At 44.4% G+C, this 23,989-nt stretch carries 20 protein-coding genes; 13 read left to right on the forward strand and 7 right to left on the reverse strand.

The genetic code is table 11. The features are described 5' to 3' along the window. Window positions 1-20: 20 nt before the first annotated feature. Window positions 21-653 carry an NADPH-dependent F420 reductase gene (locus NIE32_RS06495; protein WP_253054071.1) on the reverse strand — a complete coding sequence of 211 codons (633 nt, stop codon included), beginning with the start codon at window positions 651-653 and terminating at the stop codon, window positions 21-23. A 553-nt stretch (window positions 654-1,206) separates the two neighbouring features. Here NIE32_RS06495 and NIE32_RS06500 point away from each other — a divergent pair. From NIE32_RS06500 to NIE32_RS06510, 3 genes are all read left to right on the forward strand, one after another. Beyond that, the gene (locus tag NIE32_RS06500; protein WP_253054073.1) at window positions 1,207-2,448 is read left to right on the forward strand and encodes a phosphotransferase enzyme family protein; all 1,242 of its coding nucleotides are present in this window, start codon (window positions 1,207-1,209) and stop codon (window positions 2,446-2,448) included. Between the two features lie 26 nt (window positions 2,449-2,474). Beyond that, on the forward strand, window positions 2,475-3,746 hold the full coding sequence (locus NIE32_RS06505) for a class-III pyridoxal-phosphate-dependent aminotransferase (RefSeq protein ID WP_253054075.1): 1,272 nt from the start codon (window positions 2,475-2,477) through the stop codon (window positions 3,744-3,746). A gap of 135 nt (window positions 3,747-3,881) precedes the next feature. After that, window positions 3,882-4,331 (forward strand): GtrA family protein, encoded by a 450-nt coding sequence (locus tag NIE32_RS06510; protein WP_253054077.1) that lies wholly within the window; start codon window positions 3,882-3,884, stop codon window positions 4,329-4,331. Here the strand turns inward: NIE32_RS06510 and NIE32_RS06515 are convergent. Continuing rightward, the gene (locus NIE32_RS06515; protein ID WP_253054079.1) at window positions 4,315-5,331 is read right to left on the reverse strand and encodes a zinc-binding dehydrogenase; all 1,017 of its coding nucleotides are present in this window, start codon (window positions 5,329-5,331) and stop codon (window positions 4,315-4,317) included. The two genes, NIE32_RS06510 and NIE32_RS06515, sit on opposite strands and share 17 nt — an antisense overlap. After that, on the reverse strand, window positions 5,328-6,680 hold the full coding sequence (locus tag NIE32_RS06520; RefSeq protein ID WP_253054081.1) for a helix-turn-helix transcriptional regulator: 1,353 nt from the start codon (window positions 6,678-6,680) through the stop codon (window positions 5,328-5,330). The genes NIE32_RS06515 and NIE32_RS06520 overlap by 4 nt, the downstream gene beginning before the upstream one ends. 410 nt (window positions 6,681-7,090) lie before the next feature. Between NIE32_RS06520 and NIE32_RS06525 the strand changes: the two genes are divergently transcribed. Next, window positions 7,091-9,514 (forward strand): Xaa-Pro dipeptidyl-peptidase, encoded by a 2,424-nt coding sequence (locus tag NIE32_RS06525; protein WP_253054083.1) that lies wholly within the window; start codon window positions 7,091-7,093, stop codon window positions 9,512-9,514. Window positions 9,515-9,833: 319 nt separating this feature from the next. Then, entirely contained in the window at window positions 9,834-11,252 is a 1,419-nt protein-coding gene (locus NIE32_RS06530; protein ID WP_253054085.1) for an IS3 family transposase, read from the forward strand. Between the two features lie 694 nt (window positions 11,253-11,946). Here NIE32_RS06530 and NIE32_RS06535 read toward each other — a convergent pair. Together NIE32_RS06535 and nfsA are read right to left on the reverse strand one after the other, a co-directional pair. Beyond that, the gene (locus NIE32_RS06535) at window positions 11,947-12,279 is read right to left on the reverse strand and encodes an antibiotic biosynthesis monooxygenase family protein (RefSeq protein WP_253054263.1); all 333 of its coding nucleotides are present in this window, start codon (window positions 12,277-12,279) and stop codon (window positions 11,947-11,949) included. Between the two features lie 46 nt (window positions 12,280-12,325). Then, window positions 12,326-13,075 (reverse strand): oxygen-insensitive NADPH nitroreductase, encoded by a 750-nt coding sequence (nfsA, locus tag NIE32_RS06540; protein WP_253054087.1) that lies wholly within the window; start codon window positions 13,073-13,075, stop codon window positions 12,326-12,328. Window positions 13,076-13,612: 537 nt separating this feature from the next. On the opposite strand from nfsA, the gene NIE32_RS06545 reads away from it, so the two are divergent. Then, the gene (locus NIE32_RS06545) at window positions 13,613-14,812 is read left to right on the forward strand and encodes a pyridoxal phosphate-dependent aminotransferase (RefSeq protein ID WP_253054089.1); all 1,200 of its coding nucleotides are present in this window, start codon (window positions 13,613-13,615) and stop codon (window positions 14,810-14,812) included. 11 nt (window positions 14,813-14,823) lie between these two features. Further along, window positions 14,824-15,819, forward strand: coding sequence for a D-2-hydroxyacid dehydrogenase (locus NIE32_RS06550; RefSeq protein WP_253054091.1), 996 nt, complete (start codon window positions 14,824-14,826; stop codon window positions 15,817-15,819). 486 nt (window positions 15,820-16,305) lie between these two features. Here NIE32_RS06550 and NIE32_RS06555 read toward each other — a convergent pair whose 3' ends face one another. Then, window positions 16,306-16,872: a biotin transporter BioY gene (locus NIE32_RS06555; protein WP_253054093.1), complete on the reverse strand. Its 567-nt coding sequence runs from the start codon at window positions 16,870-16,872 to the stop codon at window positions 16,306-16,308. 201 nt (window positions 16,873-17,073) lie between these two features. Here NIE32_RS06555 and NIE32_RS06560 point away from each other — a divergent pair, with 201 nt between their 5' ends. The 3 genes from NIE32_RS06560 (at window position 17,074) to NIE32_RS06570 (ending at window position 19,231) form a co-directional block, all read left to right on the forward strand. Then, window positions 17,074-17,763, forward strand: coding sequence for an AzlC family ABC transporter permease (locus NIE32_RS06560; protein ID WP_253054095.1), 690 nt, complete (start codon window positions 17,074-17,076; stop codon window positions 17,761-17,763). Then, complete coding sequence (locus NIE32_RS06565; protein ID WP_253054097.1) at window positions 17,756-18,070, forward strand: AzlD domain-containing protein; 315 nt, start codon at window positions 17,756-17,758, stop codon at window positions 18,068-18,070. The genes NIE32_RS06560 and NIE32_RS06565 overlap by 8 nt, the downstream gene beginning before the upstream one ends. A 156-nt stretch (window positions 18,071-18,226) precedes the next feature. Beyond that, a complete protein-coding gene (locus NIE32_RS06570; protein WP_253054264.1) occupies window positions 18,227-19,231 on the forward strand; it encodes a nuclease-related domain-containing protein in 1,005 nt (334 codons plus the stop codon). A gap of 239 nt (window positions 19,232-19,470) precedes the next feature. Here the strand turns inward: NIE32_RS06570 and NIE32_RS06575 are convergent, their stop codons facing one another. Next, window positions 19,471-19,743, reverse strand: coding sequence for a hypothetical protein (locus NIE32_RS06575; RefSeq protein WP_253054099.1), 273 nt, complete (start codon window positions 19,741-19,743; stop codon window positions 19,471-19,473). 244 nt (window positions 19,744-19,987) lie between these two features. On the opposite strand from NIE32_RS06575, the gene NIE32_RS06580 reads away from it, so the two are divergent. From NIE32_RS06580 to NIE32_RS06590, 3 genes are all read left to right on the forward strand, one after another. After that, a complete protein-coding gene (locus tag NIE32_RS06580) occupies window positions 19,988-22,801 on the forward strand; it encodes a sigma-54-dependent transcriptional regulator (RefSeq protein WP_253054101.1) in 2,814 nt (937 codons plus the stop codon). A 235-nt stretch (window positions 22,802-23,036) separates the two neighbouring features. Continuing rightward, the gene (locus tag NIE32_RS06585; protein WP_253054103.1) at window positions 23,037-23,486 is read left to right on the forward strand and encodes a mannose/fructose/sorbose PTS transporter subunit IIA; all 450 of its coding nucleotides are present in this window, start codon (window positions 23,037-23,039) and stop codon (window positions 23,484-23,486) included. Next, complete coding sequence (locus NIE32_RS06590) at window positions 23,483-23,974, forward strand: PTS sugar transporter subunit IIB (RefSeq protein WP_253054105.1); 492 nt, start codon at window positions 23,483-23,485, stop codon at window positions 23,972-23,974. The genes NIE32_RS06585 and NIE32_RS06590 overlap by 4 nt, the downstream gene beginning before the upstream one ends. Window positions 23,975-23,989: the final 15 nt, after the last annotated feature.

The following is a 23,989-nucleotide window of genomic DNA, read 5'->3' on the forward strand; positions in this document are numbered from 1 at the left end:
CTATTTCTATCTGATGCCATTTACGCTTTTGCCCGGTTTAGGAGTTCACTGAGTTGCTTGCGTTCCGCATGTGCGCAGTAGGCAGGTGTTCCATTTTGAAAGCGGAATCCTTCATGAAGTGGCCCGGCATCAACTACATCAAAACCGATGGCATCGAGTAGCTCAATGACTTGCTGCTTGGCTTCAGGGTTATCACCGGCGATCGGAAGAGCCCGACGATGTGAATCGCCCTCTGGATTTCCTGTTGTTTCAATCTCCGATGCAAAAATAGAATTGAATGCTTTGACGACGTGTGCGTCCGGGAAGTGAGCGGCTGTCAATTCGCTCGTTGTCGCAGAGCCGTTATCGAGTGCTTCAATTTGTCCATCGCGGCTAGGGTAATAGTTCATCGTATCAATGAGTGTTTTTCCCTTTGTACCGTTCGTGTTCAGCTGTGGCAGTGCGTAAAGCGGCACAGTGACGACGACGAGGTCACCCTCCTGTGCCGCTTGTTCCGCAGTTGCAGCCTTTGCTTTCGGTCCAAGCTTTCGGATCAAGCCGGCAAGCGTTTCCGGTCCACGCGAGTTGGACATCACCACGGAATATCCTGCTCGAATCGCGCTTGCTGCAACCGCCTGCCCGATATTTCCACTACCGATAAATCCGATTTTCATAATGATCGTCCTCCTCTTCATTCATCGGCTTCAGTGTAGCACGCGCCATGATGAGCGTCTAACTTCGTGCTTGGTCATTACAGTTTTGTGTGTTCAGCATGTCAGCCTATGTCAATTCAGGATTTCCAAAATAACACGTGAGCAAAAATTAACGGTTTAAGAAAAGTTATTTAATTTTAATCATCAGGGACAAGTCCATAGGCACTAACTTTTTTCGCCGATGCAGTTCATCAAGACAGTAATTAATCATAATGCGGATTAACCATGTACGTGCGTAATTCAGGATTACGGACATAAAATCAGCAAGCTTCTTAGAGAAAAGTTTATATTTTACAAAAGCTCGACTCGATTAGTTTATAAAATACTCTTTAATTATTGGAAATTATATTTATAATCAATAATAATCAATTTAATCTGATTATTCCGCTGTTTTCCAAAGACTGACACGAGCTGAATCTGTTATAGAAAATGTATGTTCACCTTTAAAAAGGAATAAGAGTGAGTTTTATGGTCAGAAAAAAAAGTTCAGCTAAGAAGCGAAAGGAGTGTTCAGATGGAAAGTAAAAGTTGTTTTGAGAGGCTATCTTTTGCAGAAAAAATAAACTATTTACAGACTGTGGCTGAAAAAGCAAAAGCAAGATGGGACAATCCACCATCGTCCAAATTAACATTAATAAACTTTACCGAAAATGCGACGTATCGTTTAGAGGTTGAAAATAAAACAAAAATGATTATGCGCGTTCAGCGCCTTGATTACACGACTTTAGATAGTGTAAAGACAGAGTTGAGTTGGATTGCCGAGTTAAGACGGACAACCAACCTTTCACTAAATTGTCCGTTACTTTCACGGAATAGAAAGTATGTAGAAGTTATTGAAAGCCCCGAGATGAACGAAAAGCGATTGGTCGTTTGTTTTAAATTCATTGAAGGCCAATCGCCGGCCGATTCAAGCGATGCGAACGATGATATAGGCGGATTAATCCGTAAGATTGATTGGATTCCGGATACACTCACGATACCGGTATTTAAATTGGCCGCATTGGTGCAACAGAATTTAGGCCATTCGAAAAAAAGCACGCTTCAAGCGTCAGATCGCCAACTTTATCGCAAGGTGGGCAAGATAGCCGCAACACTACATACACGGGCCATCGAGTGGAAAGATCCTGACTTTTTTGAACGAATGGAGTGGAATTTCGACGGCACTTTCGGTAAGAACTGGAACAACTTCTATGGGGTGAGTTACCGCTCGCGTCAGTGGTTGTCACAGAAAGACATTTCAATCATTGATCAATGTGTCGATTTGATCAAAAAGAGGGTTGAAGCGTACGGTAAAGCACCAGATCGGTACGGAATGATTCACAGTGATTTACGGATGGCTAATATGTTAAAAAATGGAGATGAAATAACTGTCCTTGACTTTGATGATTGCGGCAAAGGCTGGTTCATGTATGATATTGCCAGCGTTGTTACTTTTATGGAGCACCGGACGGATTTGTCTGAAGTGATAAAAGAATTAATCGGCGGATACGAATTGGTTCGTAAGCTTTCGGATGAAGATAAGCAAGAAATCGGTACCTTTATTATGATGCGAAGAATCGGCATGTTGCAAAGCTTAATTTCTCGAATAGGTAGCGTCATTCCGGGAAGCGGTGAATCGCAAGTGCTTACACCGGAAGTGCTGGCTTTTTATGCAAAAGGCACCGCTATTTTAGCAAAAAAGTATTTGAAGAATTTCGCGTCTAGGCCGGATCTCACGGCGATACCTGCAAAACATTATCGCGTTTCTCAACAATAAGAAATGAATGAACGGGAGGATCTGTTATGAATAAAACCGCACATGAAATCTATGATGAAGCCTATAAAATTTGGAATCCTGATCGAGTCAATACCTTTCGCAGCTTTGGTGTTGAATTGGTCATGGGGGAACGAGAAGGGAGTTACTTTAAAGATTTAGAAGGGCACCACACATTTATTAATATGCACTCTAACGGGGGCGTTTATAATTTAGGACATCGTAATCCGGAGATTAGAGAAGCCTTAGTGAAAGGTGCTGAGTTGGTCGATGCAGGAAATCACTATTTCCCATCCCCATATAAAAATGAATTAAATGAGCGGTTGCTGGCGGCATCACCGGACAATATGAAATACGTCTTCGTTCTGAATGGAGGCGGAGAAGCCGTTGATGCTGCAATTAAATTTGCTAGGCGGACGACCAAAAAGAGCCGTGTGGTCAGTTTATCATGCGCCTTTCACGGGTCGACAGGAATTTCGATGCAAGCCAGCAACCCTACAATAGCCGAATCGTTTAATATGAAACCGGATCCGGATTTATACACTCACATCGAGTACAACAATCTTGAACAGTTGGAATCCGTGCTCAAGAAAAAGGATACGGCCGCGGTCATTATCGAAAGTATCCCCGCCACTGCCGGATTTCCGATGCCGATCGAAAATTATCATAAAAATGTTGAAGAACTGACGCATAAATATGGTGCATTATACATTGCCGATGAAATTCAAACCGGCTTGATGCGAAGCGGTGACATGTGGTGCTGCTGTAAATACGGTGCAACGCCGGATATGATCGTGACCGGAAAGGGACTGTCCGGCGGGTATTATCCAATGTCGGCCGTCATTATGAATGAAGAAGCTGCAAGTTGGATGAAAGATGATGGATTTGCTCATACATCTTCGTTCAATGGGACAGAGCTCGGCTGTATCGTTGCTTCAAAAGCGATGGAGATCCTTACACGAGAAGAAACTGTCGCTAATGTCGACATGCTGACGAATTTCTTCGCCCAAGAATTGCCGAAGATTCAGCGAAAATATGCTGATTTCTTTACCGAAATTAGGCAATGCGGCGTCATTATGGGATTAAAAACAGCTCATCCATTCGGCGGTGGGGCATTGATGCTTTCTTTGATTAAGCATGGGGTTTGGTCAATGATGGCCAACTTTGATCGATCGGTTTTGCAGTTTAAGCCAAATTTGTTAATGAAAAAAGAGACGGCGGAAGAAGTCATTAGCAAATTGGATCAGTCGATGGGGGATGCAATCGAGATGGTGACGGAAATGGCAGCGAAAAATGGATAACGATTTGCGAAGTCGTTAGATCGCTTAGCTGTCATCAAAATCAGGGAAATAAAGCATTATATTATTTGCTCTACACTTGGCTAGCCACCGTTCATACTATTTTTGCTATTATGCTGCAAGATGGGGGAAGAATCGATGAACAGTAAAGTAAAAAAGGAATTCATGAGAACTGTTAAGTATTTCTCGCTTGCTTCTTCGGCCGGTGTCATTGAGATGGGTGCTTTTACGCTATTGACGCAGTATACCGTGCTTGATTACTCGGTACGATACTTGATCGCACTTGTTTTATCAATTGTTTGGAACTTTACATTAAATCGGCGGTTTACATTTAAATCGAATAATAATATTCCAATTGCTATGACCAAAGTGTTCCTTTACTATGCCGTTTTTACGCCTGTATCGACATTTGGCGGCAACTATCTGGTCAATGTCATGCATTGGAATGATTATTTGGTGACAACGATGACGCTCATTATCAATGGTGTGACGGAGTATCTCTTCCAACGATTTTTCGTATTTGGCCATTCGATCGATTCGAAGGAATTGAGCCATCAGCATGTGAGTACGGTTAATCGGCCATTTTGATGCCAATGCGCGGAAAACAAGAGTGTTGTTCGGCTGAAAAAGCAGCAGCAAAGTCTTCAAAGGAATATTCTTGACTGATCAACCCTTTTAACTTTAATTTTGGTAGCAGATTTCGAGTTTCGTGGAGCAACTGTTTGGTATAGAGAAAAGAACTTGTAATCGTAATATTCATAGCAAAAAATTTGACGGAATTGATAGAAATTCTCTGATCTTGACTGAAATAAACGGTAGTCAGTACCGTTCCCCCTCTGGCAGTTACATTAAACGCTGTTGAAATAAGATTTGGCTGACTGGACGTAATCGCTACCTTTTGAAAACCAATAAAATCAGAAACCCTAAAGAGTTCCGTTTCAAGATTTTCATTGAAAGGATCAATCACATAATCGGCCCCGAGTTGTTGAGCGAGGTCCCGGTTATGTTTTTTTGCTTCTACAACGGTAACCGTACGAGCGCCGAGTAATTTTGCTAATTGGAGCAACACTAAACCGTTAAAGTCACCGCCAAAAATGCAAACATTATCGTCGACGGTGATCTGTATTTTTTGTGCGGCCATGTAAACGACCGCCACGGGTTCGAGAAGGCAGCCAATCTCAAATGTCGTTACCGCCGAGGGGAGGGGAAGGATTTGATTGACATCCCAGACAATGACATCACAGAGAGTGCCGCTGTTTACATCCAATTGCAGGCAATTATTTTCTTGCCCCTTTTGACAATAAAGGCAATCACCGCAAAATTTCACAACAGTGCCCGTGACTTTTTGACCGATGTAGAAGCCCTTTGCGCGTGCATGGTCACCCAAGTCCGTAATGACACCGGCCATTTCGTATCCGGCAATGCCGCCTTTGGCATAAAAGTCCCAAGAGCGTTTCATCCTTAAATCTTGAATACCAATCGTATTGTACATCACCTTAATTTTTACATCGTCGTCGCGTTCAATCGATGGTTCCGGTACCTCTATGATATTCATCATGCCGTTTTCATGACGCCAGAGTGCCCTCACAAGTAAAGCTCCCTTTCAAGATCGTTATTTTTTCGAAATTCCATGGCAGTACAGCCTTCATTGTTTTTGAAAAACTTACTAAAATAGCCGACACTCGCAAAACCCAGTAATTCTGAGATATCGGAAACAGTGCGTTTGCTAAAGATCAAGTAGTATTTAGCGTAGAGCAACCGAAGCATTTGAATGGTTTCCAATATTGTATAGTTGAACTGCTGTTTAAAAACGCGAGTTAAATATATTTTATTTAAACAAAGATCTTGGGCGATTTGATCGAGCGACCACCCGGATGCATAGTTTTTACAGATTGATAGAACCGTTGCGGTCAATGTTTTCTGAAGCGAAGACGACTGATAGTGGAGCGGCAGCAACAAAGGCGACTGCAACAGGCCATCCAACTCGCTCTCGACAGACCGGTACGACGAGAAATCAAAAGGGGTATGAATCAGTTTCCCCCAAAATTCAAGAGAAGTCCTGACATATACAAGTGCTTTCATACTCCAGCTGTTTTTGATCAGGTGTAAGTAAATATATTGCAGCAAATGTCTGGCTAATGAGGAGTCGGCAGTAAGGAGTGCCTTGAGTAATTGATGGCATTGCTCATTTAAATGATTCAAGGATAGATTGTGAATGTTTAAACCGGATCTCTCTGATAAATTAATTATTTTCCCGCTGAAAAATACGCTGTAATTCTGATAGTGCTTAAGCGTCAAACAATGATCGCCAAATTGCTGCCAATTAATATTCCTTTGGTATATAAAAGCAGAATCCAAGCCAAATAGTTTGGAACTTAATTGGCCAAGAAGATTTAGGCTAAAGTCCTTCGTGATACTGGAACGACTGATATAAAACAAAGCTTCGTTTTGGGTGTGAAAAATTTCCGTAAGCATACAGAGCGTAGTCGCCTGATGAGTGAATTGTTGTAATTTGTTTTTCGTGATCGACTGGTCGTTTGCGTAAGTTTTAATAAAAGCTAAGCAGTATGTGTCCGGATGAATTTCAAGATGATGGGTACCATGCCAGTTAATTGCTAGTTTTAAACGATCTTGACGCATTGTTTCTGTATGAAGAACGATGTGATTCAGAATATTAGCGAACATTTTCTTATTAAAATAGTTGTTGTCGAGGTAGAGGCATTGGTCTTCATCAGGATGCTGCTGTTTATTATTGCTTAAGAGTAGGACTGTATAATTCCAGCGACATTGTTTAAATTGCTCGATAATATTTTCATACGGTAACAATACCGATGTATCCAAAATCACGATGTCGGCATGATTGCGGTAAAAAGAATCATAGGCGTCCGTGCTAAATGGAACGAGATGAATGATTAACAACGGATAATCATTTAACATTGTCCATAATCTCTTAAGTGTGATTCTATTTTCCGAAATGATGATCATATGATACATGTTCAATCACCTTATAATTTCACAATTGAAGTAATATTTTTTCAGAAAAGTATATCATAAGATAGTGCTCGATTGAACTAATTGATAGCCACCTGGACATTTTGGTAGCGACCAAAAAGTGGCTCAGTTAACGAGTTACTGCAGTTCCTGTAGGCTCATACTGGCATAAAAGCCTGGTTTATGGCCTGATTTCATTATTCGGCATGAGGACGAAATACGAAACAGACTGATAAATTTTACAGAGTGACAATATAATTCATGACCCTACCGATAAGAGGAATAGAGCCGGCCCGAATTAACTTCTTCAACTGCGTGTTATAATGAGCTCAATGACTACGTTAGGAGCTACAGAAATGAAAAATAATCAATTTGCTCGGTTATCCGTCGACCACCAGACGGTGCTGAATGAATTACAAAGGATTCACTTTTTAGATGACCAAGTTAGCCAACAGGCGACAGTTGCTGATACATATCGCTTACTTCTTCGAAAGGCATTTCTGAAGGCCAAGAGCGGCAATGATTTTAACAGTAAACTGAAAAACTACTTAGCTGAGCCAGGCACTGATCTTGTGACGTATTTAGATGCTAAAAAGCCATTAACACCGGAAGTTTTCTATTTAGTTGCATTGCAACTGTTAGACTTTCTAGTGGGTGTAGATTATGAGATTAATAACCCGATTGCAGCGATGAAGAAGATGCAGTTACCAATGGTAGAAGCAGCTGGTCCTTGGAACAAAGACCAGTTATTGGACGCTTGGTATCTGTTACTCACAACGCACACCAAGGACGGACAGACATTCCTCGATCAGCTGACCAATCAGGGCTACTTTGCGCCGTTCTATCATTTACCGGTGAGCATGAAGCCACTGTTCTTTAACGGCAAAGCTCAAGCTGTTTTTGATACGACAAAATTGATTCGTGATGTCGTCTATGTAGAATCATCTGTGGATTCCGATCATGACGGAAAACGGGATTTACTGAAGGTCGAGATCATCCGCCCAATGGATACCGAAAAAGGCTTAAAGGTACCTGCGCTCTATACAGCGAGCCCTTACAATCAGGGAACTAATGATGAGGCAGGCGTAGCGGCAACACATAATGTCAATGTACCGCTCATTGAAAAGCAACCGAATGAACTCAGTTATCCGGATATTGCTTTCCACGAGGATGAATCGCAACTCCCAGATCCACGTCCGGTAGCAGGGGAATCCAAGCAAGCCACTGAAACATTTAGTCGCGAGCAATCCTATACCTTAAACGATTATTTCCTGGCACGCGGTTTTGCAGCGGTCTACTCTGCAGGTATCGGTACTTTAGATTCTGATGGCATTCAGACTTGCGGGGACCCGCAGCAAACAGAAGCGACCATCGATGTGATTGAATGGCTGAACGGCAAACGGCGGGCATTCACAAATCGTACGGATAATATAGCGATCACCGCTTGGTGGTGCAATGGTTCAGTGGCGATGACGGGGCGTTCTTACCTTGGTACATTGGCTACTGCTGCGGCAACAACCGGAGTTGAAGGGTTAAAGACAATTATCTCCGAAGCAGCTATATCATCATGGTACGATTATTATCGCTCAGGCGGTTTGATGATTGCTCCTGATGGCTTTCCAGGTGAAGACGCTGATGTCTTGGCCATTGAAACAATGAGCCGAATGAAGGCTGTTGCGGATTATGAGTTAAATATCAAGGCATACTTCGAAGAGCAGATGAAACAGATGGCGCAAGACATGGCTCGTGAATCAGGCGATTATAACACGTTCTGGGATGCTCGGAACTACCGCAAGAAGATTAAGGACATCAAATGCGATGTACTCATGATTCACGGGTTGAACGATTGGAATGTGAAGCCACAACAGGTTGAAAAGTTATGGCAAGGTTTAAGGGATGTACCTGTAACCAAAAAAATCATTTTGCACCAAGGGCAACACATCTACATCAATGCCTTTCGGTCGATCGATTACACCGATATGATCAATCTCTGGATCAGCCATGAACTTTATGGTATTGAAAACGGTGCGAAAGAACTCTTACCGAACGTGATTGTGCAAGACAACGTAACCCCGGAAAATTGGACGGCTTATCCCGATTGGTCGGATCCGGAACAACCGAAGACGACGTACAACCTGGCTGAAGGTGAGCTGGTCATGGATAAGGTCGGTCACAAAGTGCTGTCCTTTCAAGATCATTTGCCGGACGCTGTCTTTAATCGCTATGCTGCGCATAATGATCAGTGGGAGCATGAGATTAAGTCTGAGGAAAAGAATGAACTAAGTGAGAATCGTTTGGTGTTCAAATCCAGCCCTTTGGATGAGGACAAGATCATCGATGGAAATGTGGCTATTCACGTCAAAGTTGCTGTAAACCAGCCATTCGGGATGCTGAGTTTTCAATTGGTTGATTACGGTGAAGCGAAACGATTTAATGTTTCCCCATCACCGATCCAGGGCATGGACTTGGGTTATCGCTGGCGCGAAGATCGCCTCCGTGAATTCACTTTGGCGAAGTTTCCCACGCCATTCAAGATGATCACAAAAGGCCATATTAATTTGCAAAACCGAGCAAATGCTTGGAAGACAGACGAATTGAAGCCAAATCAATTCTATGATGTCGCCATTGAGCTGCAGCCGACATTTCATAGATTAGCTGCCGGGCATCAACTCGGATTGATTATCTACGCAACCGATTTTGGAATGACGGTGCGTGGCAATCAAGACTTACACTATTCATTCGAACTGGAAAGCTGCCACTTGGATGTTCCATTTAAGTAAAGAGACAAAGAGGCTGTCCCCAAAGGTCAACCTCGCACAAAACAAGATTTGAATACCTTGATCTAATAAGGTTCGTTTCATAAAAGAGGCAGCTCATCGTCTGAGAAATGACTGATGAGGAGCCTCTTTTGCTTTATTCAAATCCTTTTCAACTGATCGAGCAGAAAAAATTTGTAAAAGAGGCTAGCTAATATTTGGAAATGGTTAGGAACGAGCCGAAAACGCAGTTGAATGGGACCAAACAGGCTTGGAACCGGACAAAAAGCTAGAGGAAATGGACGTGCGGACAAAATCCTGGACTTCGGGTAAACTATAAATCATGTATTCTAACGCAGATAAACTCAAAGCAGTTCAGCTATTCCATCAATATGACCGAGCATGGGCAACCGTATTGCGTGAATTGGGCTATCCTTCGCGAAGCGCGCTCAAACTGTGGGTTAAGCAGTATGCTGTAGACTCACATGCTTTCGACGAAAGAAGCCGAGGAAAGTTCTCAGCGAAGCAACATAAGACAGCTGTAGATTACTATTTTGATCACGGTCATAGTTCATCCCGTACTGTGCGCATTTTGGGCTATCCTTCCCGCTCACTGTTGGATATTTGGGTACGTAAGGACCCTCGCTTTACCGAGCAGTTGGTCACTCATGCACCGGATCGAGTCAAGCATCCAACCAAACCGCGCAAATCCAAGCAGAGAACGGCTGCCATGCAAAGCGCAAAACTGTTACGCCAGTCTACTAAGGCGTTCTTGTCAACACCAATGGGCACCGATGATCTGGCCACGCTAGATCACCATTCACTATTACGGCGCGCCCAAGAGCTTGAGCTTCAAAATAATATCCTTAAGCAGGTCAACGATCTCCTAAAAAAAGATCTGGGCATCGATCAACTCCACTTGACCAACAAGGAGAAGATGCAGGTGATTGATGCCCTTCGTGATCAATATCCGCTCAAGGTCTTGCTTCTCGCACTTGAGCTCTCAAAGAGCAGCTACTTCTACCAACACAAGGTGCTTGAGGCTGGGGACAAGTATGCATACGTTCGTGAACGCTTGAAGGTGCTCTTCTCTCAGAACTACTCCAGCTACGGGTATCGCCGAATGCGAGAGGCTCTGCTCGATGAAGGCATTCATATCTCTGAGAAGGTCATCCGTCGTCTCATGGCCGAGGAGGGTCTGGTCGTCAAGGTGACCCGTTGTCGTAAGTACAGCTCTTATGCGGGCGAGATCACACCGGCCGTCGCAAACCTTCTGGAACGCAACTTCAAGGCTGAGAAGCCAAATGAGAAGCTGGTTACCGATATCACTGAGTTCGCGTTTCAAGCCGGTAAGGTCTACCTCTCACCGCTCATTGACTGCTTTGACGGGCAGATCATTAGCTGGTCGATTGGGACAAGCCCGAACGCCGAGCTGGTCTCAACGATGCTTAAAACAGCTGCGGAATCCATGATCGACGGTGAGAAGCCGATCATCCATTCTGATCGTGGTGCGCACTACCGCTGGCCCATTTGGATCGATCTGATGGGGGAATATGGATTCGCGCGTTCCATGTCCAAGAAAGCCTGTACACCGGATAACGCTGCAGCTGAGAGTTTCTTTGGACATCTCAAGACCGAATTCTTCTACAACCGTTCTTGGCGAGGGGTCTCAATTCAAGGCTTCATGACCGAGCTGGATACCTATATCGAGTGGTATAACACCTGCCGCAAAAAAATTTCTCTAGGAGGTATGAGCCCATAAGAATACCGTCAGGCCAAAGCTGCCTAATTGTATTGGTCCAAGAAAACGTCCGCACGTCCAATTGGACACAAATTGAGCATTGCCCCAAACTGAGCGAGGAACGAGCCAAAAACGCAGTTGAATGGGACAATTTTGCACCAGAACGGGACAAAAAGCTAGAGGAATCGGACACAAATCTGGATAAATCGGACACAAAATGAGCATTGCCCCAAACTGAGCGAGGAACGAGCCAAAAACGCAGTTGAATGGGACAATTTTGCACCAGAACGGGACAAAGTTGGATCAGAATCGGACAAAAATCTGAATAAATCGGACACAAAATGAGCATTGCCCCAAACTGAGCGAGGAACGAGCCGAAAACGCTGTTGGATGGTACAATTCTGCACCAGAACGGGACAAAGTTGGATCAGAATCGGACAAAAATCTGAATAAATTGGACACAAAACGAGCGCTGCTCCAGTCTGAGCGAGGAACGAGCCAAAAATGCTGTTGAATGGACGCCCATTATATGGAGGGCAAAAAGTCCATCTTAATTGACATTAATAGAAAAGCGGAGAGAAAAAATTCAACTTTTCTCTCCGCTTACTGTTATTAAGAAGCTTTTGGGACAGCCTCTTTTATGATGAAATGGCCAATTTTATTTCTACTTATTCAAATGCGTTCAGAATATCCGGACATTTAAACTTAGGACAAATCATGACTGATCAAAGGAATAATCACGTTCAACTTTACTGATCCGCGTAACAAAAGAGGCGTACCAATCGCTCTTTCCTTTTTTCTGAGCCATTCGGTGCTCCATGTTCGCTTTCCAACTTCGGATCGCCTCGAGTGTCTCCCAATACGAAACCGTGATACCAAGACCGCGTTCATCACGTACGCTCTCTACCCCTAGGAAGCCAGGCTGCTTACTTGCGAGCTTAACCATCCATTCGGCTGTTTGATTATAGTCTTCTTCATCATTTGCTGTCCGCTTAGATGTGAAAATAACTGCGTAATACGGTGGCTTTGGTGTTTGTGCAAAAGATATAGGTGCCGCCCCCTCTTATGGCAAGTATTAACGAACCAGGATGTATTTAATAGGTAAAGAGTCCTTGTCCTTTTAGTGTATCCATCATTTTTTTCTTATTTTCCGATTGCTTTCCACTGACTGCCTTTGCAATCTGATTGGTGAACGTGTCCACCCGACGATTCGCATCACGAAGATCGTAATATTGATTGACGTCATGATCGTAAGCTTTTAAATCTTCCAATGGATGCTCAGCAGAATGGTATTCATTTTCAAAATAGACGTTTTCCTGTGGCAAACGCGGCTTTAGTTGTGGTGACTGATTCGGATAACCGATCGCCATTCCGAATGCCGGGAACGTGTACTTCGGCAGCTTCAAGAGGTCAATGACCGCTTGTGGATCATTGAGGATACTGCCAAGATAGACAGCGCCTAAACCAAAACTTTCTGCCGCAACGACAATATTCTGTGCGGCAATCACCGTATCACTAAACGCTCTGAAGAAGAAATCGGTAGAGCCCAAAATATCCGTTTGCTGGCCCTTGGCCTCTGCAATTTTGGCATTACGATGCAAATCGACTACGAGCACGAAAAGACGAGCTGCTTCTGCTATGTAATGTTGGTTACCTATTTTTGCTAACGCCTGCTTTTTAGCCGGATCGGTCACATCAATAATTGAATATTGCTGGAAAAAGTTGCTTGTGGATGCATGTTGTGCAGCACGAATCAGCAAATTTACTTGTTCCTGCGGAATTTGTTGATCAGTGAAACTGCGTATGCTGCGATGGTTTAACAGCTGCTTAATCGTTTCGTTCATCGTTCACGCTCTACTCCTTTACGTTGTAACTTCAAAAGCTGACCTTTGGGTACCTAACTGCACTGATTATAACATTTGCGCATCATAGATTCAGGGGTGGTGTTCGTAAAAGACAAGGGCAATGATTTATTCGGTTTATTCATCAATGGAGTGGTGCAAAAGATTGAATACTTTAAAAAATAACAAAACATATCTTGACACTCCATCGTATATTTGTTATAAATGTAGTCACTAACTCAAAGGAGTTTTATCTGATGATTGATCTTAGATCTAACAAACTCCAATCGAATACTGTTTATTATTACTACTTTGGTTTCTTTCGTTAGTGTTTGCATTCGCTTCAAGGGATGCAAACACTTCTGCAGAAGGCTTGCATCCATGCGGAAACCAAGGTGGTATGATTAATCTTGGAAAAATAACCACATGGATCATCATCAATAATCCGTGTGGTTTTTATTTTATGGAAAAGATTCCGGAACACCCACGGTTTATTGAGACCGTGGGTGTTTTTTTACAAATTGGGGAAAAGGGGAACTCATGATGACACATGCATTAGTCAGTAAGATGAAGAAGGAATTGAGTTTGATTCAGCCGTCCGACATTCTGAAATTCGATCAGGAGGCTTCGGGAATTCCGGGAATTATTAAGTTGACCATCGGCGAACCGGATTTCAATACACCGGAACATGTGAAAGAGGCAGGAAAACGCAGTATTGATCATAACCGCAGCCATTACGCGCCGCCGAACGGAACTCCCGAGCTACGCCAAGCCATCAGTCACTTTCTTGAAAAAAAATATGGTTTGTTCTACAATGCGGATCATGAAATACTTGTCACGGCAGGTGCAACTGAGGCGATTTACACCGTGCTCACCTCGATTTTGAATCCGGGAGACAAGGTGCTGATACCAACGCCGATCTTCCCACTCTACATTCCGGACACATTACTAGCCAAGGCAGAACCGGTGTTCATGGATACCTCGAAAAACGGTTTCGTGCTTTCGCCAGAATTACTTGAGCAGACGCTCGCAGAACATGGCGATGCCGTTAAAGCAGTGATTTTCAACTTCCCGTGTAACCCGACCGGCGTCACGTACCGACGTGACCAGATCGAAGCACTGGCGAATGTATTGAAAAAACATGATATTTTCGTGATTTGTGATGATATTTACAGTGAACTGACCTACGGTGACCGGCATGTGTCGATGGCTGAATACCTCCCGGATCAGGCGATTGTGATCAACGGTGCATCGAAATCGCATGCGATGACCGGCTGGCGGATTGGCTTTATCTGCGCGCCGGCAGTGATTGCAACCGAGCTTGGCAAGATCCATCAATTCACGATTACGTCAACGGCAACAGTTGCCCAAGATGCGGCACTGGAAGCTTTTGAAAACGGGATGGATGATGGCATCCGAATGCGTGCCGAATATGAGAAAAGACGCGATTTTGTCTATGAAGCAATGAGAAAAATTGGTTTTGGCTGTGTGAAGCCGGAAGGGGCATTTTATCTGTTTGCCAAGATCCCGGATCACATGATCCAAAACAGTATGGCGTTCAGTAGGGATTTGGCACGTAAAGCGAGGGTTGCCGTCATTCCTGGCGGATCATTTGGACCGGGCGGTGAAGGCTACATTCGAATCAGCTACGCGGCAAGTATGGAACAGCTGCACGAAGCGATGCACCGGATCGCTGAATATGCAGCAAAAATTGAAGAAGCGCAAGGGAGTGTTCAGTAATGAAAATCATTATGTTTAGTGTTCGGGCTGATGAAGAATCAGCAATTCAGGCATGGGCAGAAAAAACAGGCGTTCAGGTGGATACCAATCAACTGGAACTGGATGCGGAAACGGCCAAGCTGACGAAGGACTATGACGGCATCGTCATTCAGCAGCGCAATCATCTCAGCGACCCTGCAATTTATGAGACGCTTGAAAAAAATGGACTAAAGCAGCTGGCTTTACGTACAGCTGGTTATGACATCGTTGATCTTGAACAGGCATCCGCTCATGGCCTGATTATTACCAATGTGCCTGCCTATTCGCCAAATTCAGTGGCCGAACTGGCACTTACCCAGGCGATGCGATTGATCCGCAATTTGGAACTTTTCGATGAGCGTGGCAGACAGCAAGACTTCCGCTGGGCAGGACTCATGGCGCGTGAGATCCGCTCGTTGACGGTCGGCATTATTGGTGCCGGCCGCATCGGCGGGACGGCCGCCCGATTATTTAAAGGACTTGGTGCAACAGTAATCGCCAACGATATTGTCGAGCGCGATGACCTGAAGGATGTACTGACCTATGTCTCTAAGGAAGAACTTTTAAAAACCGCAGATGTGATCACTTTGCATGTGCCATTGATGGATTCCACAACCCACCTTATTGATGCTGATGCACTGGCGTTGATCAAGCCGGATGCAGTATTGGTTAATGCTTCGCGTGGACCAGTTGTCGACACCGATGCGCTGATCCAAGCCCTTCAAAACAAAAAAATTGCGGGCGCAGCACTCGATACATTGGATGGCGAAGAGTATTTCTTCAATCATGACCTGCGGGGCAAAGAACTTCCAAGTGAGCAGCTCAAAACCTTGCGTGCATTGCCAAATGTGCTGATTACGCCACATATTGGGTTCTATACGAATCTCGCTGTGCAGAACATGGTCGAGATCAGCCTGAATGATGTGCTTGCGATTCTTAAAACCGGGCAGAGCGAGCATCAAGTCAACCAAGTAGCGGTGGAACACTGATACTGACGCTGCTCTAAAAAGAATGGCGACCCGTTGCTCGTCGTTTCATTAATAACTACCAAGTGAATAATGGCTTACAGAAAAGAACGGCTCAAATCATTTGCAGCCGTTCTTTTTTGCTTAATAGATCTAGAACGCGAGAAATTTAACCAATATCCGGTTAATTTGTCTCTGGATCAGTATCGTTACGGTCGGAGCAATTAGACGTATACCAAATCGAGTGCGGCACTTGGTCTGCTTTTAGAACATCGTGGCGGTATTCGCAGTGCAGAAAAATTTTTGAAAAGCTATTATCATTACTCTAAGTATAAAGAAGTCTATACCAATGAATTTGTCCGTTTTACGAAGGCATACGTAAAACTTAAGCACAACTCAGCATTTAAGGGTTGGCTGTCTTTGAATTGACCGGAGGAAAAACGATAATCAAACGTAAACAAGCACATGACCGTTAACCGGCCATGTGCTTGTTAGGGGAATAGAAAGTTTTTACGCCGCCGTTTGCTGTTTGCCAGTGGTAATTAGCCCAAATTTAGTCAGTCGCTGACGGACACGAATACCAACAAAGCTTGCAATTAGGGCTTTAAGGATACCCACGATCAAGAATGGGTAGACGCCAATAGCTAAGGCTTTAGACCATGAGAGATCCAGAACGAGCTTCAATTGCATCGTTCCTATGGCAAGGGTGACGAGCATACCTACAATATTAGCAAGGATTGCCATAGGCATGTTGAACTTTGTGCGCTCCAGGATAAACCCGGTGACAAAGGCAGTCACGATGAAACCAATGATGTAGCCGCCGGAAGGACCAAGGATGACACTCAATCCACCGCTCATCCCAGCAAATACGGGTAGACCGATCGCTCCGAGTCCAGCATAAACCAACATAGAGGCGGTACCATATCGGCTTCCTAGAATAGTAGCTGTCAATCCAACTGCAAGTGTTTGTCCACTGATCGGGATAATCGGCAGTGGAATGTTCACCTGTGCAAGAATGGCTGTAATCGCCGCAAATAATGCGCATAGAATAAGATTTTTTAGTTTTATATGATTCATTGACTACGTCTCCTTATAAATATGTTAACCAAAACAATTATTAGGTTAACATATATTTTGATGAATGACTAGGTTTTTTATAAGGAGATTAATGATTATTTATGTATAAAGAGTCATTATTATTTCGTAGACAAGTAGGACTATTTATTATATCGTTCACTTTATAGCATCTTGATTGGGATTCGAAAAGAGGGAATGGACATGGAGCAGCGGAAGGCGACGATAAGAACGGCATGCGTTGAAGCACTGCCCTTGGCAATTGCGATTGCTGCCTATGGGCTATCTTATGGGGTACTGGCAACACAGGTTGATTTTAACGCACTAACTGCAGTTCTGATGTCTGTGCTCGTTTTTTCCGGATCCGCTCAGCTTGTTGCCGTAGCAATGCTTGCCGGAGGTGCGGGACTTACAAGTGTATTATTGACTGTTGTTTTATTGAATTTGCGGAATCTGCTCTATGGGGCGGCATTGGCCGACGGACTTGGTCCGGCAAAAAAATGGACCAGCCTGCTCGCATTTGGGATTACGGATGAACCTTTTGTACTTGCCAGCAGCCGATTTCAAAAGGTAGGACCGGATCCGCTCTATTTTGCAGTTGTTGCAGGGATTTTTTATATCGCCTGGATTTTTTCTTCACTAACTGGAGCTTTAATCGGTGATCATCTTGATCCGCAAAAGTTTGGCCTCGATTTAGCGTTTCCAGTCACGTTTGCAGCGCTGCTTGTTCCTGGATTGAAAGGGAAGCCGGTCATCGGAACAGCTCTAGCGGCAGTGCTTATGGCACTGTGCCTTGAATGGTTCAAACCGGGTAATGAATTAACGATCATCATTACGGGCCTTCTCGCACCACTTGTCGGACTCTTTATGCACAGGAGGAGCGATCATGGTTAATCAATGGATTTTAATTGGCGTGCTTGCAGTTGCCACCTATGTTTCACGAGTGCTGGGGCTAACCGTCATGGCCGGACGGGAATTAAATCCGGCCGTTCGTCTTTATTTTAATTACGTTCCTACAGCGATTATCGTCGCGCTGATTGTCAAACAAATTTTCATACCTTCAGGCGGTCATCTTGTTTTGTCATTGCCGGTGCTCGCTGCCTGTCTTGCCGGAGCGCTTGCAATTCTATTGTTTAAAAAATTCTTGCCATCGGTTGTGGCCGGCGTTGTGGTGGGCTTGTTGGTACGTTATTTTTTATGAAGGTGGCTGTTCTTATGATGCGAGCGGCGATCGTGCAGATATGCTGGCTGCGCTGTTAGGATAGGCTCTTTTTACAGAAAGTGTCTTGCAGGAATTGTCGAATCTCGCAGCGAACTATTGAACGACTAATAAAGAAGGGAAGGCTGCCTATTGAATGTGAATCAACAATTCATACCCATGCGTCTTCTGACCGTTTCCGCACTGCTGAGACATTTGCCCGAAGAGCATCCCAAGTTTTCAATTGTCGAATCCGATTTCATTAAACGCCAGGCTGGTTGGCGTGGCGAACAAAAACTCAGCTATTACCTCGATGCACTTCCTCAGCAATTCCATTGTCTGTATAATCTTCGTTTAAGCGCGCACATTCAAACTCCTTTTGAGATTGATGCACTGATCATCAGCCCATTTGCTCTTTATATTGTGGAATCAAAAAATTACTTTGGCACGATTTATTTTGATTCGGTTTTTAATCAGTTCATTAGATTGAAAGGTGAGCATCAAGAAGGTTTCCCCAATCCGCTTGTTCAAGCGACCCGGCATAAAGACCGACTCGCGGCATGGCTCTCATTCCGTCATTTGGTCTGTCCCCCCATCCAGTGCCTCATTTCAATAGCCAATACTGAGACACTCATCAAAGCATCATCAAAAGACAATGAGATTGGCCGCATGGTCTGTCACGCAGAACAGTTGGTAGCGAAAATCATTAAAAATGCCCAATCCTACACCCAGCAACTGCTTGATGCAACGCAGCTGTACAAACTTGAAAAGCTGTTGCTATCCGATCATACAGAGCCGGAAACGGATGTGCTTGCACAGTACTCAATCTCAGCAGCCGATCTTCTGTATGGTGTGCAGTGCTCTCGTTGCCGCTGTTTCACGATGAAGCGTATCGCTCGATCATGGAAATGCAATCGATGCGGCCATGCAGATCCTGCTGCGGCAAATCAAATGATGCTGGATTATTTTCTCTTATTCGGAAAAACAATGACCAATAGTCAATGCCGTAATTTTTTAAAAGTTCCAAGCAGACATGTAGTCGCAAGAATTCGAAAACAAATGGGACTTGAAATTGGAGGCTCGGGCTGTGGCATTGGATTGCATTATCTTATGCCGAATCACCAGTACTTTCACCAGAACTACCAACTGTGGAGAAAACAGTGATCCACACGACCCGAGCTGAAACCGACGGGGACGGAGCCAAATCGAACCGAATTGTGGCATATCCGAGCCGAATCGGGCCGAATCCGAACCGAATTTCGGTATATCCGAACCGAATTTCGGTATATCCGAACCGAATCGTGGCTTACCCGAACCGAATCGTGGCGACCCGAACCGAATCTCGGCATAACCGAACCGAATCGTGGCGAATCCGAACCGAATCGTGGCGAATCCGAACCGAATCACGGCATAACCGAACCGAATCCGGCGATCCGAACCGAATCACGGCATAACCGAACCGAATTGCGGCATAACCGAGCCGAATCACGGCATAACCGAACCGAATTGCGGCTTACCCGAACCGAATCGAGGCTTATCCGAACCGAATTGCGGCATACACGAACCGAATCCGGGGATCCGAACCGAATTGCGGCATAACCGAGCCGAATTGGACCGAATCCGAGCCGAATCACGTCATAACCGAACCGAATCGTGACGAATCCGAGCCGAATCACGGCATACCCGAACCGAATTGCGGCTTAACCGAACCGAATTGGACCGAACCCGAACCGAATGCGGCATTGCTCGACCCGAACCGATCAAATCTGGCACCCAATTTAGCACTTTTCTTATTCTTTTGCCCAATTCTAGATCATTTCGTGATAAAGTAGTTCAAATCGCCTTTAGTAACCGCTTTCATTGTATAATAGAGGATAAACGATACTTTATGAAGAATTGATTCAGAAGAGGTGGACGAATATGGGACGGCGACGTGAGAAGATTTACGATGAACTATCTAGACAATGCGCACATTTCGATAAGAAGACACTGCTAATGAATTCTGGTGTAACGGCTTCTGATCTTGCGGAAGCCTTGGCTATCATGCGCAGCAATGTCAGCTCAGAGCTGAATGCCCTTGTTCGTGAGAAACGAGTGATCAAGTTTGTCACACGCCCCGTACTGTATGTGCCTGCTGATCTTATTCGTTCGCAATTCGGAGATGTCGTTCATGACTTTGAAATCAAAGCATCTTCATTGAATGAATTGCTGAATCAAGAGCGTGTTCATGATAAAAATGAGGATCCATTTTCTCATTTGATTGGAGCAGATAAAAGTCTGAAGAAAAGTGTGAAACAGGCTAAATCAGCGATTGTCTACCCACCGAGAGGACTACATACTTTGATACTCGGACCGACCGGATCAGGGAAAACGCTGTTTGCGCATATGATGCATAATTATGCGATCTCAATAAAGCGGATTGTTGAAAAGGCGCCGTTTATTGATTTTAACTGTGCTGATTACTACAACAACCCGCAGCTTCTGATTGGTCAGCTGTTCGGCTACATCAAAGGTGCATTTACCGGTGCCGCGCGCGATCAAGACGGGCTGGTGGCCAAAGCGGACGGAGGAATTTTGTTTCTCGATGAAATCCACCGTCTGCCGCCGGAAGGTCAGGAAATGCTGTTCTATTTCATGGATACCGGCCGCTACAGTAAGCTTGGCGAGACGGGAAACAAACGAGAGGCGCATGTTTTGATCATCGGTGCAACAACGGCTGATCCGGAATCGGCACTGCTGCAGACGTTCCTGCGCCGCGTTCCGGTGATGATCAATATACCAAATTTCCAGAGCCGGAGTGTCAGCGAGCAAATTGAGCTGACTAAATTCCTGCTCTCACGCGAAGCTCACCGGACGCATCATAGGTTCCATGTCAGTGCAGATGTGATCAAAGCACTAATCGGTAGTGTGACCTTCGGTAATATCGGTCAGCTGAAATCCAATGTGCAGCTGATCTGCGCACAAGGGTTTCTGGACAGTATGAATAATGATTTTGTTCAGCTGGATGCGAAAATGCTGCCTTCAGAAATGCAGGAAGGACTGCATCGTATTTCGCATCAGCCGAAAACGAATCAGCAGTTAAACAAAGAACTGCCGCTGTTCCTTGTTGTTACAGGAAGCAAGGATCCATTGCTGACGGATATCGATCAGTATGAACCGCCGTTTGATCTTTATAAAAAGATTTCTGGAAAATACGATTCGCTCACTCAAGAGGGACTGTCTGCACATGATATTCACAAACTAATTACTGAGGACATCAAGGAGCAGCTCAGAAAATTTTATCGAAAAACAGCTAAGAATATGCAGAACACTGCTGTGGACCGGCGGATTATGGACCTATCAAAGCACTTCGAAACAATTTGTTCTCAAGTGCTTGGCGAACACTTAAGCCGGCAATTTGTATCGCTGCTGACCGTTCATCTCTCATCATTTTTGGAACATCCGCAACGCAAGCTGGAGTGTTCGCCTGATATGAAACAAACGATGTTCACGTATGCACAGAAAGACTATGAAGCAGCAGGAAAAATAGCGCAGCTCATCGAAGATCAAGTGAAAGTGGCTCTTCCTGAAGTTGAAATTGTGTATATTGCCTTTCTGCTCAGTTCATTTGTGGAACTCTCGCAGCAGAAAAACGTCGGCATTGTGGTAGCAGCGCACGGCCCGCATACGGCGAGCTCGATGGTCAGTGTTGTTAAGGAATTGATGGGCGACTATCCGATCGAGGCCGTAGATATGCCGCTCAGTTTAAATTTCAGCGACATTTTCGATAATATCGTACAGGCGGTCAAAATGGTTGATCAAGGTGCAGGGGTACTGATGATGGTGGATATGGGATCCCTCTATTATTTTGAAGAAAAAATAGCTCGAGGTGCAAAAGTTCGCGTCAAAGCGATTGATATGGTGTCCACACCGATGGTTCTGGATGCCGTCAAGAATGCGAACTATCTTCATATGGACTTAAAAGGGCTCGTCGATTCGCTTTACAAACTGCGCCGTACTGTTGGTATGGAGCATCAGCAGTCGAGTGGTCAGCGTGAAAAAGCAATTCTCACCATCTGTACAACCGGAAGCGGGATTGCCAAGCGAATTAAAAATATCGTCAGCATGTATCTTCGCAATGTGACGGATGAAGAAATTACCGTGCTGCCGATCTCAATTGAGGATCTGTACGATACTGCACAAAAAATGCAGGAGAAATATGAAATTGTAGCCAGTATCGGTGCGAAAAATCCGAAGCTTGAGGGCGTGCCGTATATCACTCTTTCTCAATTTGTCGGCGGTGAAGGGCAAGAAATTCTCCAATCCATTTTGCAGAACAAAGCGCTGCCGATCAAAGATAATCCATCGCACATTATTGTCAAAGGTGTCTGCGAAGATAGTCTGCAGGATATGCTGATGTATCTGAATCCGAAACGGGCAGTGGCTGCTATTCTTGAATTTAATGGTGCCGTGCAAAAAGCACTAAATCTCCACTTCAAAAATGCAACGCAGATCCGAATCATCATGCATCTTGCTTTTGCGCTTGAACGTGAAGTCGTGCATACACCGTTAAAATACGAAGGGGAGCTTAGCGAGGAGAAGAAGCAGCTGTTCCGCCAGCTTGAGCCGACACGCCAAGTATTCAATTTTAAATTGAATGTACAAATGAGCGATGGTGAGTTTTATTATTTTATTGATATGCTGATTGATGATTTGGGAAAAAATATACTTCAGTCTCAAGTAGCCCAAATTTAGTGTGTTGTTTCCTAGTATATTATCAAATTAGTGTTTTGTTTGGAAACGTTTCAGACATTAGTGAATTATAAAAAGAAATAGTGTTTCATCTTTACCAATTAGTGTGTTGGTTTTAAAAATCAGTTCATTCAAACATCTGTTTAAGAGCCTTTTGGGGGCTCTTTTTTTTTTAACACACAAAATTGGCACGGGAATTGCTTATATAAAAGTGTACAGAGAGAAAGGAGGGTAAAAAGTGGTCGCAATTGTTATCGCTACGCACGGAAATTTATCTGAAGCTTTAATTGGAACAGCTAAGATGATTTTCGGAAATATGGAGAATGTTGCTCAGGTCACATTTAAACCTGGTGAAGGAATTGAGAATTTGCTGGACAAATATCAAACGGTAAGCGAAGGCTTTGAGGATGACCAAATCCTATTCCTTGTCGATTTGTTTGGTGGAAGCCCTTATAATGCCGCGAGCCGCTTTGTTGCCCGCAAAGAAACGATGGATATTGTCACCGGCGTCAATCTTCCCATGCTTGTGGAAGTGCTGGGGAAGCGGCTTGCCGGTGGATCATTAGAAGAGCTGGTTGCAACCGCAAAGCTTGCGGGAGCAGATGGAATCAAGTCATTTAAAGAAATTTTTACACATCAAAAGCTTGCGAATAGTGCTGAAGAAGACGAGGGAGATGAATTAGGATGAAAATTAAATGGTTACGTATTGATTCACGACTCATCCATGGACAGGTGGCAAACAACTGGGTGAATCACGTTGGTGCAGGTACGATTATTGCTGCGAATGACAGCGCTGCCAAAGATGATTTGAGAAAGACATTACTTTTACAGGTGGCTCCGGGACGAACAAAGTCCTACGTCATGACGATCGACAAGACAGCACGCTGCTACAAAAATCCGTCCTATGACAATCTGGAAGTGTTGCTGGTTGTCGAAACACCAAAGGATGTGCTCCGCTTGATGGATGCCGGCGTAGAAGTTACCCAGGTTAATGTTGGCGGAATCACTTTTAAGGAAGGCATGACATTAATCTCCGAGGCGGTTTCCGTCAGCCCGGAAGATGTTGAAGCATTTAAGGAGTTGGATAAACGGGGTGTAAAGCTTATTTTGCAGCAATTGCCAAACACCACAGCATCCGACTTTATGAATCGGTTGAAAAGCAAAAATCTTTTATAACAACAGAATAAAGGG

Origin of the sequence: Sporolactobacillus kofuensis, from assembly GCF_024125425.1 — a bacterium.
GTDB classification, from domain to species: domain Bacteria; phylum Bacillota; class Bacilli; order Bacillales; family Sporolactobacillaceae; genus Sporolactobacillus; species Sporolactobacillus kofuensis.